The organism is Arthrobacter sp. Y3222053 (assembly GCF_059092805.1).
Genome location: NZ_JBNHIA010000001.1, coordinates 296,118 through 308,756, shown reverse-complemented (window position 1 = coordinate 308,756; position 12,639 = coordinate 296,118). Strand labels below are relative to the sequence as shown.

The 12,639-nt window shown below is 71.9% G+C and carries 10 protein-coding genes; 3 read left to right on the top strand and 7 right to left on the bottom strand.

Annotation, left to right across the window (positions count from 1 at the left end):
• Window positions 1–97 precede the first annotated feature (97 nt).
• Complete coding sequence (locus tag AC5RUW_RS01425) at window positions 98–1,336, top strand: NAD(P)/FAD-dependent oxidoreductase (RefSeq protein ID WP_494159044.1); 1,239 nt, start codon at window positions 98–100, stop codon at window positions 1,334–1,336.
• 135 nt (window positions 1,337–1,471) lie between these two features.
• Here the strand turns inward: AC5RUW_RS01425 and AC5RUW_RS01420 are convergent, their stop codons facing one another.
• From AC5RUW_RS01420 to AC5RUW_RS01400, 5 genes are all read right to left on the bottom strand, one after another.
• Window positions 1,472–2,089 (bottom strand): malonic semialdehyde reductase, encoded by a 618-nt coding sequence (locus AC5RUW_RS01420; protein ID WP_494159043.1) that lies wholly within the window; start codon window positions 2,087–2,089, stop codon window positions 1,472–1,474.
• Between the two features lie 149 nt (window positions 2,090–2,238).
• On the bottom strand, window positions 2,239–3,465 hold the full coding sequence (locus AC5RUW_RS01415; protein WP_494159042.1) for an MFS transporter: 1,227 nt from the start codon (window positions 3,463–3,465) through the stop codon (window positions 2,239–2,241).
• 195 nt (window positions 3,466–3,660) lie between these two features.
• On the bottom strand, window positions 3,661–5,811 hold the full coding sequence (locus AC5RUW_RS01410) for a xanthine dehydrogenase family protein molybdopterin-binding subunit (protein WP_494159041.1): 2,151 nt from the start codon (window positions 5,809–5,811) through the stop codon (window positions 3,661–3,663).
• Window positions 5,808–6,884, bottom strand: a complete 1,077-nt coding sequence (locus AC5RUW_RS01405) for an FAD binding domain-containing protein (RefSeq protein WP_494159040.1) — start codon at window positions 6,882–6,884, stop codon at window positions 5,808–5,810. The genes AC5RUW_RS01410 and AC5RUW_RS01405 overlap by 4 nt, the downstream gene beginning before the upstream one ends.
• Entirely contained in the window at window positions 6,881–7,486 is a 606-nt protein-coding gene (locus AC5RUW_RS01400; protein ID WP_494159039.1) for a (2Fe-2S)-binding protein, read from the bottom strand. The genes AC5RUW_RS01405 and AC5RUW_RS01400 overlap by 4 nt, the downstream gene beginning before the upstream one ends.
• A gap of 40 nt (window positions 7,487–7,526) precedes the next feature.
• Between AC5RUW_RS01400 and AC5RUW_RS01395 the strand changes: the two genes are divergently transcribed.
• Both AC5RUW_RS01395 and AC5RUW_RS01390 read left to right on the top strand, forming a co-directional pair.
• On the top strand, window positions 7,527–8,765 hold the full coding sequence (locus tag AC5RUW_RS01395; RefSeq protein ID WP_494159038.1) for a flavodoxin family protein: 1,239 nt from the start codon (window positions 7,527–7,529) through the stop codon (window positions 8,763–8,765).
• 106 nt (window positions 8,766–8,871) lie between these two features.
• On the top strand, window positions 8,872–9,507 hold the full coding sequence (locus AC5RUW_RS01390) for a superoxide dismutase (RefSeq protein WP_494159037.1): 636 nt from the start codon (window positions 8,872–8,874) through the stop codon (window positions 9,505–9,507).
• An 80-nt stretch (window positions 9,508–9,587) separates the two neighbouring features.
• On the opposite strand, the gene AC5RUW_RS01385 is transcribed toward AC5RUW_RS01390, so the two are convergent.
• Together AC5RUW_RS01385 and AC5RUW_RS01380 are read right to left on the bottom strand one after the other, a co-directional pair.
• Window positions 9,588–10,865: a M20 family metallo-hydrolase gene (locus AC5RUW_RS01385; RefSeq protein ID WP_494159036.1), complete on the bottom strand. Its 1,278-nt coding sequence runs from the start codon at window positions 10,863–10,865 to the stop codon at window positions 9,588–9,590.
• Window positions 10,865–12,616: an amidohydrolase gene (locus tag AC5RUW_RS01380; RefSeq protein WP_494159035.1), complete on the bottom strand. Its 1,752-nt coding sequence runs from the start codon at window positions 12,614–12,616 to the stop codon at window positions 10,865–10,867. Before AC5RUW_RS01380 ends, AC5RUW_RS01385 begins: the two co-directional genes overlap by 1 nt.
• Between the last annotated feature and the right edge of the window lie 23 nt (window positions 12,617–12,639).

Below are 12,639 nucleotides of genomic sequence, written 5' to 3'. Positions count from 1 at the left end.
CACCGCGGCAGCATGTGCGCCGACGTCGGGCAGAATGGAGCGGGACGCGCGCCGACGGCGGCAGGCTGGACGCCGCGGCCCCGGAACAGGAGCGGTCATGGGCGTTGTCATCATCGGAGCCGGTCAGGCAGGCGTACAGGCCGCCGAATCGCTGCGCGCCGGCGGGTATGACGGCGCCGTCACTCTGGTGGCCGGGGAAGGCGGCATTCCGTACCAGCGGCCGCCGCTGTCCAAGGACTGGCTGATGCCGGCTTCGCCCGAGCCTGCCCTGCTGCCGCTGCGCCCCGCTGAGTTCTTCGACCGGGAAGGGGTGACGCTGCTGCACGCCGCCGCCGTCGGCGTCGACCGGCGTGCCCGCACCGTCAGCCTCGGTGACGGCCGGGAGCTGACCTACGATCATCTGGTCCTTGCCACCGGGGCGCGGCCGCGGCCGCTGCCCGCGCCGGGGGCCGACCTCCCCGGCATCCACCAGCTGCGCACCGCCGACGACGCCGCCGCCCTGCGCGCCGGGCTGGGCGCCGCCCGCAGCGTGGTGGTGGTCGGCGCCGGATTCATCGGCCTGGAGGTTGCCGCCGCGGCGCGGGCCCACAGCTGCAAGGTGACGGTGCTGGAGTTTGCGCCGCGGCCCATGGCACGTGCGCTGACGCCGCGCATGGGGCAGTGGTTTGTCCAGGCACACGCTGACCTGGGCATCGACCTGCGCCTGGGCGAGGGGATCAACGCCTTTGCCGCCGGTCCGGACGGGCGGGTGGCCGCCGCGGTCTCCACCGCCGGCGTCGAGTATCCCGCGGATCTGGTGGCGGTGGGCGTGGGCGTGCTGCCCAACCAGGAACTGGCCGAAGCCGCCGGACTGGACACCGGCAACGGCATCGTCGTGGACGCCGCGCTGCGTACCGCCGATCCCCGCATCTACGCGGTGGGCGACGCCGCGGCCTTCCCCGGCGGCCCGGACGGCGGGTTGATGCGGCTGGAATCGGTGCCCAACGCCGTGGACCAGGGCCGGCACGTCGCCGCGGCGATCCTCGGCTCAGATGCACCGTACCGGGCCGTGCCCTGGTTCTGGTCCACCCAGGGCCCCTATCGACTGCAGATGGCCGGGCTGGCGCTGCCCGATGACGAAACGGTGCTGCTGGGCCGGCCGGAGGGCGGCGCGTTTGCCGTGCTCTGCTTCCGCCGCGGTGTCCTGGCCGCAGTCGAGACGGTCAACCTGCCCTCGGAGCATCTGGGGGCACGAAAGCTGCTGGAGGCCGGCGCCCGGGTCACACCCGCGGACGCTGCCGCCGAGGGCTTCAGCCTCAGGGGTGCGGCGAAGGCTGCCCGCCGCGCCCGGGCCTGATCGCGCCCGGCCCTGAGGACACGCACGCCCCGCCGGGCCCGCAGACGACGGCGGCCCGCCGTTCGGGAGGAACGGCGGGCCGCGGCACCGGCTCCGGCAGCGGCGGGAGGCCGCCGTCGGAACCGGAGAACCAGGCTAGAGGGTGAGGGTCGCGTCGGCGTAGCCCATGCGGGGCAGGCGCGGGTGGCGCGGTTCGCCGGCGGGCACGCCGATGTTGACCACGAGGATGGTCTGGCGGTCCAGGCCGGCGTGCAGGTCGGCGTCCAGGCCGGCGGCGTCGAAGCCGCCCATGGGCCCGGCGGCCAGGCCAAGCGCGCGCACGGCCAGCAGGAAGTACCCGGCCTGCAGGTGGGCGTTGTTGTTGCCCATGACGTTGCGCAGCTCGGGGTTGGCGGCGAAGGACTCGGCCATCGCGGCGGCCGGCGGGAAATGTTCCGGGAAGCGCTCATGCCAGTTGCGGTCGAAGCTCAGCACCGCGGTCACCGGGGCGGATGCGGTCTTGGCCTGGTTTCCCTCGGCCATGTGCTGCACCAGGCGGGCCCGGGCGTCGGCGGAACGGACCCAGGTGATGCGCAGCGGCTGGATGTTCATGGCCGTGGGGCCCATCTTGGCCAGCTCGTAGATGGCCTGCAGCTGCTCGTCGGTGACGGGCGCATCGCTGAACTCGCCGACGCTGCGGGCATCACGGAACAGTGCTGCCAGTGCGGCGTCGTCGAGGATCGGAAGGGTGGATTCCAGGGTGCCGTCGCTCATGCGGGCTGTCTCCTTTGGGTGGGGGTACCGGGAACATAGTTGAGTCTTCAATAAAACCAACGGCCCGTTCCGGCTGCTCATTCCAACCACTGCCGTGATCTGCGTCACGGTGGCGCGGCGGGCAGGGGGCGCGGACGACGTCGGACGCCTCAGGCCGGTGCGGTGTCCTGGTCCGGCAGGACGAGCCGGGATTGGCGGCCGCGGTGCCTGCCGTGGAGCAGGAAATACAGCCCCATCGTCACCACGGCCAGGCCTGCCATCAGCAGGTACATGCCGTGATAGCCGGTGAGCGGAATCAGCAGCCCCAGCAGCAGCGGCCCCAGGCCGCAGCCGGCGTCGAGCATGAGGAAGAACGTGGAGGTGGCGATGCCGATCCGGTGCTCCGGCGCATTGGTCACCGCAATGGTCTGCCCGCTGGGCATCAGCCCGCCGAACCCGACGCCGATCAGCACGGCGGCCGCCAGCATCGTCCAGGTGTCCTGCGCCAGTCCCAGAACCAGCAGCCCGACGGCGAACACGGCCAGGATGGGGTAGACGACGGTGTTGTCGGTGCGCCGGTCGTGGATCCGGCCGATGAACAGCCGGGACACCAGGACGGCCACGGCGTAGACGAGGAAGAAGATGCTGCCGGCCGCCACCAGGTCCAGGGCGGTGGCGTAGGAGCTGAGGAAGGACATCACGCTGGAATACGCCACCCCGGCCAGGAACATCACCACGGCGATCGGCAGGGCAGCGGGGTCCAGCACGTCGGTCAGGCGCATCCGCCACTTTTCCTGCTGCTCGCGTTCGCTGGGCGCCCGCTCCGGCAGGCGCAGCAGCAGGGCGAGCAGCAGCGCGGCGGCCGAGGCCCCGGTGCTGACCGCGAACAGCGCGGTGTAGCCGACCGTGTCGGCCAACAGCAGGGCCAGGAAGGGGCCGATCGCGGCGGCGAGGGTGGCGGAGATGCCGAAGTAGCCCATGCCCTCGGCGCGGCGGCGCAGCGGGATCAGCCCGACGACGGAGGCGGACACCGCGGTGCTGGCGGCGCCGAAGGCCATGCCGTGCACCAGTCGGATTCCCATCAGCAGGCCCAGGCTGTCCGCCGGGATGTACAGGGCCCCGGCGATCACGTAGGCGACCAGGCTGATCAGCAGCAGTTTCCGCCGGCCGACAAAGTCAAGGTACTTGCCGGCGAAGACGCGGGCGGCAAGCGCTCCGAGGACGAAGATGCTGGAGGCCAGACCGGCGGCGCTTTCCGCCGCGCTGAACTGTTCCACGGCGTAGAGCGCCATGGTGGTGACCAGCAGGTAGAAGACGGTGGCGATGAAGAACTGGGTGAGGATCGCCAGGATGAAGCTGCCGCTCCACAGTTTCCGCTGTCCTTCTGTGCCGGTCATGCCTGCCTGCTCCTCATCCTGCCGTGGCGCCGCGCCGCGGAGGGCGGGTGCGCCGTGTGGTGCCGCGAACCCCCTTGTCCGTGCCTTGAACGTCGTTCAGGATACGCCTGCCTCCATCCCGGGCCCGGCCGCCGGTGAGCCGGGTCTCACCGGCGGCCCGCCCCGGCGTCCGGGCAGGCACGCCGCCGCGGACCGTCAGGCCAGGAACCTGTCCGGCGTCAGCGGCAGGTCGCGGACCCGGATGCCGGTGGCGTTGTAGGCGGCGTTGGCGATGGCGGCGGCCGAGCCCACGATTCCGATTTCGCCGATGCCGCGGGCCCCGAGCTTTCCGGCGTGCGGGTCGTCGTCCTCGATCCACAGGGCGTCGACGTCGAGGATGTCGGCGTGCGCGGGCACGTGGTACTCGGCCAGGTCGTGGTTGACGAAGATGCCGAACCGGGCATCCATGACGCTTTCCTCGTGAAGGGCCATGCCCAGGCCCATGGTCAGCCCGCCGATGAACTGGGACCGTGCGGTGGAGGGGTTGATGATCCGGCCCGCGGAGAACACGCCGAGCAGCCGCGGCACCCGGACCTCGCCGGTGTCGGCGTTGACGTGCACTTCGGCGAAATGCGCGCCGAAGGACTGCAGGGTGAACTCGCCCGCCGCAGGGTTTTCCGGCGGCGACGCCTCGGACTGCGCGCCCGGGGAGGGCGCCTCACCGTGGTCGGCCCGGAACTGTTCCGCTGCGGCAATGATGGTGGCGCCCCAGCTGGCGGTGCCCGAGGAGCCACCGGCCACGGTGGCCAGCGGCAGGGCGCTGTCGCCGATCTGCAGCCGGATCCGGTCCAGCGGCACGTCCAGGGCGTCGGCGGCGATCTGGGTGAGCGCCGTCCATGCCCCGGTGCCGATGTCGGCGGCGCCGATCTGCACGGTGTACACGCCGGCGCTGTCCAGCCCGCCGGCGCCCGCGGCGGCCCGCGCCCCGGCGGCGTCGGTGCCGGGTCCGGTGCCGGCGTCGTACCGGATCCGGGCCTTGTTCGCCGGCTGGGCCATGAACGGATAGGTGGCGCTTGCCACTCCCAGCCCGGTCCACCAGCCGTCCACCAGCCGCTGCCGCGGACGCCGGCTGCGCCGCTCCCAGCCGAAGTGCTCCGCGCCGCGGCGCAGGCACTCGGCCAGGTGCCGGGAGGCGAACGGCTTGCCGGTCTCGGGATCGGTCTGGGTGTCGTTGCGCAGCCGCAGCTCGATCGGGTCCAGCCCGCAGGCCTCGGCGAGCTCGTCCATGGCGACCTCGGGGCCGTACATGCCCGGACATTCGCCGGGTGCACGCATCCAGGAGTTCACCGGAATGTCCAGGGCGGCCAGCCGGGTGGTCGTGGCGCGCGCCGGCGCCGCGTACATCATCCGGATCGGCGCCGGGGTCTGCTCGGCGAACTCCTTGATCACGGCGGTCTGCTCCACCACGTCCAGCGACAGCGCCTGCAGGGTGCCGTCCCGGTCCGCGGCGAGCCGGATCTTCTGGATGGTGGGCGTGCGGTAGCCGGCCAGGGAGAACATCTGCTGCCGGGTCAGCGCGAAGCGCACCGGCCGCCCGCCGGCCCGCAGCGCCGCCAGCCCGGCCAGCACCACGTTGGCGTGCGGCATGCCCTTGGAGCCGAACCCGCCGCCCACATGCGGGGCGACCACGCGCACCTGGCTCTCCTCGAGCCCGAACACCGGCGCCAGGGTGCCCTTGACCACGTGGGTGCCCTGGGTGGAATCGATGAGCGTAAGCACCTCTCCGTCCCACTGCGCGGTGGTCGCGTGCGGCTCCATCGGGTTGTTGTGCTCCGCCGGGGTCCGGTAGACCGCCTCGACCACGATGTCGGCGCTGACGAACGCCCCGGCCACGTCGCCGTCGCTGCTGTCCGGCTCGATGCCGGTGTTCAGCTCCTCGGGTTTGTACAGCTCCGGATCCTCCGGGTCCAGGGCGGCCCGGTGCGGCTCCTCGTCGTAGCGGACGACGACAGCCGCGGCGGCCTCCCGCGCCGCCTCCGCCGTCTCGGCAAGCACGGCGGCGACGAACTGGCCGCGGAAACCGACGTCGGGGCCCTGCAGCACGGCCAGCTCCCGGTCCTCGGTGTCCGCCAGCCGGGGCGCATTCAGATGGGTGAGCACCTGCGCCACGCCGGGCACGGCCTCGGCGGCCGCGGTGTCGATGCCGGTGATCCGGCCGCGGGCGATGGTCGAGAGCACCGGGAACAGGAACAGCGGGTCCTCGGCCGGATGCTCGACGGCGTACGGGGCGGTGCCCTTGACCTTGAGCACTCCGTCCAGGCGCTCGATGCCCAGGCCGATTTCGCGGGCCGGCAGCAGCTCGGTCATCGGATCTCCTTTCCGTCGTCGTCCATTCCGCCGTCCATCCCGCCGCCCGGGGCCCCGGGGTCGGCGCCGTCGCCGCGCGGCACTCCGGTCAGCCCGCGCAGCACCGCGGTGAGCGTGTTGCGCAGCATCGGCACCTTGAACGCGTTGCCGGACAGCGGGCGGGCCGCCTCCAGCTCCGCGTCGGCGGCGCGGCGGAACAGCTCCTCGGAGGCGGTTTCACCGCGCAGCAGGTCCTCGGCCGCCCAGGCCCGCCACGGCTTGTGCGCGACGCCGCCGAAGGCCAGCCGGGCCTCCCGGATCACCGGGCCGTCCGGGCCGTCCTCGAGGTCGACGGCGGCCGCGACCGAGACCAGCGCGAACGCGAACGAGGCGCGGTCCCGCACCTTCCGGTAGGTCGAGTTCACCGCGTAGGGCACCGGCGGCAGTTCGACGGCGGTGATCAGCTCACCGTGCCCGAGCACTGTGTCGTGCTGCGGCTCATCGCCGGGCAGCCGGTGGAACTCGGAGAGCGGAATCCGCCGTTCTCCGTGCGGGCCGAGCGCCACCACGACGGCGTCGAGCGCGGACATCGCCACGGCCATGTCGGACGGATGCGTGGCCACGCAGTCCTCGGAGGCGCCCAGGATGGCCAGGTTGCGGTTCAGGCCCTCCAGGGCGGAGCATCCGGTGCCGGGCTCCCGCTTGTTGCAGGGCGTGGTGATGTTCTGGAAATACACGCAGCGGGTGCGCTGGAGCAGGTTCCCGCCGGTGGTGGCCAGGTTGCGCAGCTGCCCCGAGGCTCCGGAGAGCAGCGCCCGGGCGAGCAGCGGGTAGCGGGTGCGCACCAGCGTGTTCGCTGCGAGGTCGGCGTTGCGGACGTTGGTGCCGATCCGCAGCCCGCCCTCGTCCGTTTCCGTGACGGTGTCCAGCGGCAGCCGGCTGATGTCCACCACCAGGTCCGGTTCCGTGACGCCCAGCTTCATCCGGTCCACCAGGTTGGTGCCGCCGGCCAGGAACACGGCGCCGGGGTGCTCGGCGGCTGTGGCGACGGCTGCGGCGGCGTCGTCGGCGCGGTGGTAATCGAAGGGCTTCACGGCCGGTCCTCCGGATGCGAGGTCATCGACTCGGCGGTGGGGGAGCCTGCCAGCTCGGCGTCCGGCTGCTGCTGTTCCGCGCCGCGGCGGTGTTCGAAGGCCGCCGCGCGGCGGACGGCGGCGAGGATGTTCACGTACGCTCCGCAGCGGCAGAGGTTGCCGCTCATCCGCTCTCGGATCTCCTCATCCGTGAGGGCGACGGCGCCGTCCTCCTCCAGCGCGGTGGCGGTGGAGGGCTGGCCGGCGGCGGCCTCCTCGATGACGCCCACCGCGGAGCAGATCTGCCCGGGCGTGCAGTAGCCGCACTGGAAGGCGTCCTCGGCCAGGAAGGCCTGCTGGACCGGGTGCAGCGTGTCGTCTCCGGCGAGGCCTTCCGCGGTGACGATCTCCGCGCCGTCGTGTGCCACCGCCAGGGCCAGGCAGGAGTTCGCCCGCCGCCCGTCCAGCAGCACCGTGCATGCGCCGCACTGGCCGTGGTCGCAGCCTTTCTTGGGGCTGGTGACGCCCAGCCGGTCCCGCAGGGCGTCCAGCAGCGTGGTGCGGGTGTCGACGGCCAGCGGCCTGGGCTGCCCGTCCACCTGCAGGGTTATGTGTACGTCCATCGGCCCCTCCAGCGTTTCGACAGTAGGCTTAGAACCTATCGTGATCGGCGTCACGGTCACAACGACGGCCGGCCGCGGCCGGGCCGGGCAGCCGGCCGACGCGGGTGGCCCCACTCAGGTCGAGCGCGTCGCAGATCTCCAGCAGGTCATCGACGTAGCCGTCCGCGTGGGCGGCACTATGGCGATCGCCGCCGCCGCCCGGCCCGCCGCGCGGGAACGGATCGGCCGGATCGTCCTGCTGGCGGCGTCGCCAAGCTACGTGGACCATCCGCTGGACGGCTACGTGGGCGGCTTTACGCCGGGCGACATCGATGAGCTGATGCTCTCGATCGACGGGAACTTCCCGGTTTGGGCCGCTTCCATGGCGCCGGTGGTGATGGGCGCGCAGTTCCCGGAGCTGGCGGTGGAGCTGGAGCGCCGCTTCTGCCGGGTGGATCCGATGATCGCGCGCCAGTTCTTCCGGGTCTCCTTCCTCACCGATGTCCGGCACCAGCTGGGGGACGTGACCTGCCCGGCCCTGGTCCTGCAATGCGCGAATGACGCTCTGGCCCCGACTGCCGTCGGCACTACCTGCACCGGAACCTGCCGCACGCCGAGCTGGTGCGGCTGCGCGCCGTCGGGCACATGCCGCACGTCAGCGCCCCAAAGGAGACGGCGGAGGAAATCCTCAGGTGGCTGGCGAAGCCGTGAGCCGCACCCGTTGACTCCGCCTTCCGGCGCTTGTTCCATAGGGGAATCCGCGCGGCGCCCCTGCCGCGTGCCGCCCCCGGCGCACCGCCGCGGGACAGCTGCCGGAGGTCTGAGGGAGGCCGGCATGAAGGCCGTCATCGTCTACGACTCCAACTACGGCAACACCCGGGCCGTTGCCGAGGCCATTGCGGCCGCGCTGACCGGGCTGCGGGCCCGGCTGGTGCCCGCCGAACACTTCGTGCCGGGCATCCTGGAACCCGGGGACCTGCTGATCGTCGGCAGCCCGATCAACGGCTGGCAGCCCACCGCCAAAGTCCAGCAGGCCCTGGCCGGGCTGCCCTCCGACGCCCTGCACGGCGTCCGCGCCGCCGCCTTCGACACCCGGGTCCGGCTGTTTATCCACGGCGACGCGGCCCGAAAGATCAGCAAGGCGCTGCAGGCGCACGGGGCGCGGATCATCTCCACGCCCATGGCCTTCCACGTGGAGGGGAGGGACGGCCCGCTGGCCGACGGCGAGCTGCAGCGGGCGGCCGCCTGGGCCGGGAACCTGCTTCTCCAGCTGCGGGCAGCGCCCAAGGCCAAGGCCTAGCCCCTGTACGCCAGTGGCGTAACGCCAATCACCAATTTGACCTCAACTTTGCTTGAGGTCCTAGGTTGGTATCAACACTGATGAACCTGAGCATGAAGGAGAAGCTGTGAACAATAAGTACACCCTGCCTGAGCTGCCCTACGATTACGCCGCCCTGGAGCCGCACATCTCCGCGCGGATCATGGAGCTGCACCACGACAAGCACCACGCCACCTACGTGGCCGGCGCCAACACCGCCCTTGAGCAGATGGCCGAAGCCCGCGAGGCGGGCGAGTTCGGCTCCATCCCGAAGCTGTCCAAGGACCTGGCGTTCCACCTGGGCGGACACACCAACCACAGCATCTTCTGGAACAACATGAGCCCGGACGGCGGCGACAAGCCCGAGGGCGAGCTCGCGGCCGCCATCGACGAGTTCTTCGGCTCCTTCGACGGCTTCCGCGGCCAGTTCACCGCCGCGGCGACCTCGCTGCAGGGCTCGGGCTGGGCGATCCTGGCCTACGACCCGCTGGGCAGGAACATGGTCATCGAGCAGCTCTACGACCAGCAGGGCAACATCCCGGTGGGCACCATCCCGCTGCTGATGCTGGACATGTGGGAGCACGCCTTCTACCTGGACTACGTCAACGTCAAGGCCGACTACGTCAAGGCGTTCTGGAACATCATCAACTGGGCCGACGTCGCGCAGCGCTTCGACGCCGCCCGCTCCGGCGCCCCGGCACTGATCCTGCCCAACGAGGCGTAACGCTCCGAATTGCCATCGCCGCTGGCCGCCGTCGCCCCCACCAGGGGCGACGGCGGCCAGCGGCGGTTAAGGGCGACGGCTCAGGCCGCAGCCTCGACCAGCAGCCGCCGGGCCACTTCGGTGAGCAGCTCGACGCCGTTCAGCGCGTCCTCGTCGCGGGTGAACTCGGCCTCGTTGTGGGAGATGCCATCCACGCTGGGCACGAACAGCATGACGGTGGGAACGCTGTCCTTCATATTGGTGGAGTCGTGCCCGGCGACGGTCATGATCTCCATGTGCGTCAGCCCCAGGAGCTCCGCCGCGTCGCGGGCCAGCCGCACGCCCTCCGGCTGATAGGGGGTCAGCCCCCAGCGGTGGGTAAGTTCCCGCGAGACCTTGGTTCCGGAGGTGGCCTCGGTGTCGGCGATCCGCTTCTCCAGCAACTCCATGGCTCGGGCCAGCACCGCCTCATCGGGGGAACGCAGGTCCAGGTTCATCATCACCTGGCGGGCGATGGTCACCGGCGAGTTGGGCAGCACCTGCATCTGCGACACAGAGCTGTGCAGCCGGCCCGGCTCGAACTCGTTGGTCAGTTCGCGGGCGGCGGCGATCAGCAGGGCCGCCCCGTAGAGCGCGTCGCGCCGGTCCTCCATCCGCGCGGAACCGGTATGGGACTGCTCTCCGTCCACCGTCACCCGGTACTTTGCGGCGGCCCAGGTGGCGTGCACCAACCCGATCTGTACACCCGACTCTTCCAGGACGCGGCCCTGTTCGACGTGGATCTCGGCGTAGCGGGCGACCTGGTCCAGGATGGGAGCCGCGACCGGCACTGCTCCGGCCGCGCCGTCGAGGGCCGCCGCGGCCGCGGCGAAGTCGCCCGCCCCCGCGAGGGCCTCGGCTACGGTGGTGCCCGCCGCGTCGGTGGTCGCCAAAGCGCTCGCCAGGTCCAGCTTGCCGGTGAAGACGCCGCTGCCCATCATGCTCGGCGTGAAGCGGCTGCCCTCTTCGTTGAACCAGTTCACCACGGCCAGGTTGCGGGCCGGTGTCAGCCCGCCCCCGCGCACCTCCCCGGCGATCCGGGCCACGGCGTGTGCGGCGGCGAGCACTCCGTAGGCGCCGTCATAGCGGCCGGCCAGAGGCTGGGAGTCCAGGTGTGAGCCCAGCAGCACCCAGGGCGCGCCGGGGGTGAATTCGGCCAGCCCGAACTGGTTGCCGGCGGCGTCGACCGCCTCGCGCAGCCCGTGGGCTGCAAGCCAGCCGCTGAACCAGGCCCGCACGGCATGGTCTTCGGGCGTGCCCGCCTGACGGTCCACACCGCCGCCGGCAGTGGCGCCGTAACGGGACATGTCGGCGAAGTCGGCGGGGAAGTTGAGCTGCATCAGGGGTTCTCCTTGCGGACGGTAGCGGGGGCAGGGGCGGGCGAAGCGGAGGTGCCGGGGCCTCCGGGAGCGACGGGGCCGCCGGCGGTGCCGGGCACGACGGCGGGCAGAGCCTGGCCGGCAAAGCGGCCGGTGCCGTAGCGAAGCCGGCCGCCGACCATAGTGCCCAACACCTGGATCGAACCGATTCGGCCGGGATCGGCGGTGACCGGATCGGCGTCGAGCAGCACCAGGTCCGCCAGCATCCCGGGGGCCAGCCTGCCGCGGGAGGCCGCGGTGCCGGTCGCGGCGGCGGAGCCGGTGGTGTAGGCGGCCAGCGCCTCGGCGGCGGTGATCCGCTGATCTGCTCCGTAGACGGCGCCGGAGGGCGTGAGCCGCTGCACGAAGGCCTGCATGACATCCAGCGGGCGGCCGTTGGAGACCGGCCGGTCGGAGCTGCCCGGCAGCACCGCACCGCGTTCGAGCAGGGCGCGCGCCGGATAGGACCAGGCGGTGCGCTCGGGGCCCAGCAGCTCGGCCATGCCGTCGCCGAACTCCGTGATGAAGTGTGGCTGCGGCACCAGCACTATGCCGGCCGCGGCGATCCGGTCCAGCTGCTCCGGGCGCACCACGCCGCCGTGCTCGATCCGGTTGGGCATGCAGTTGCGCCCGTAGGCCTGCTGAGCCTCGACGAGGATGTCGATGGCGTGGTCCACGGCGGAGTCGCCGATGGCGTGCATGGCGATCGGCCAGCCGGCCCGGTAGGCCGCCAGCGCGGCGGCCTGCAGCTGTTCGGCGTCCATCTGCAGGTAGCCGTGGTTGTGCGGACAGCCCACGTAGTCCTCGCTCATATACGCGGTGCCGCCGAGCAGGGAGCCGTCGCTGAAGATCTTCACCGGGCCGATCCTCAGCCAGTCATCGCCCAGCCCGGCGCGGATGCCGGCGTCCAGGCCGCGCACCTGCGGATCGTCGCTGTGCCCGGCGAGGCCGTGCAGCGCATCCAGCACCGGCATCGGCTGCATCCGTACCTGCAGCAGTCCTTTGTCCCGGGCGGACTGATAGGCGGCGAATTCGCGCGGTGAATGGCCGATCCAGCCGCCGGCGATCCCGGCGTCGGTCACGCTGGTGATGCCCTCGGTCAGGTAGTGGGCGGTGGCCAAGGCCAGTGCCCGCTCAATGGTGGCCAGCGGATACGGCAGCATCAGCTCCTGTACCAGCCGCATCGCGTTTTCCTCCAGCAGCCCGGTGGGCCGCCCGTCGGCATCGCGCACGACGACTCCGCCGTCCACCTCGGCGGGCAGGCCGCCGTCGCCGGCCACCAGGGCCAGCGCGGCGCCGTTCAGGGTGCAGGCGTGTCCGGAGGAGTGCTTGATCCAGACCGGACGGCCGCCTGCGGCCTCGTCCAGCCGGTCGCGGTCCGGCTGCGCCCCGCCGAGCAGCAGCGGGCTGAAACCGGAGGCAATGACCCACTCCTCAGGACCGAGGCCCTCGGCCGTCGCGGCGACCACCGCGTACACCTCGTCCAGCGAACGGACGGCGCCGAGGGCCGCCTCCATCAGGCCGAGCCCGAACCAGACGCTGTGCGCATGCACATCGTGGAAGCCGGGCACGACGGTGGCCCCGCCGGCGTCGAGCACCCGGCGGGCCTGTACGCCATCCCCGGGGTCCACCGCGAGGACCTTGCCGTCATGGATGAGCAGGGAGCCGGCCTGCGGCTGCCGCGGGTCCATGGTGCGGACGGCGGCGTTGGTAAGCAACAGGTCGAAGAGCATGTTTCCTCAGTGGGCAGGTGACG

Coding starts and splice junctions, on each gene's coding strand:
- AC5RUW_RS01425 (WP_494159044.1), top strand. CDS start 98: ATGGGCGTTGTCATCATCGGAGCCGGTCAGGCAGGCGTACAGGCCGCC.
- AC5RUW_RS01420 (WP_494159043.1), bottom strand. CDS start 2,089: ATGAGCGACGGCACCCTGGAATCCACCCTTCCGATCCTCGACGACGCC.
- AC5RUW_RS01415 (WP_494159042.1), bottom strand. CDS start 3,465: ATGACCGGCACAGAAGGACAGCGGAAACTGTGGAGCGGCAGCTTCATC.
- AC5RUW_RS01410 (WP_494159041.1), bottom strand. CDS start 5,811: ATGACCGAGCTGCTGCCGGCCCGCGAAATCGGCCTGGGCATCGAGCGC.
- AC5RUW_RS01400 (WP_494159039.1), bottom strand. CDS start 7,486: ATGGACGTACACATAACCCTGCAGGTGGACGGGCAGCCCAGGCCGCTG.
- AC5RUW_RS01385 (WP_494159036.1), bottom strand. CDS start 10,865: ATGCAGCTCAACTTCCCCGCCGACTTCGCCGACATGTCCCGTTACGGC.
- AC5RUW_RS01380 (WP_494159035.1), bottom strand. CDS start 12,616: ATGCTCTTCGACCTGTTGCTTACCAACGCCGCCGTCCGCACCATGGAC.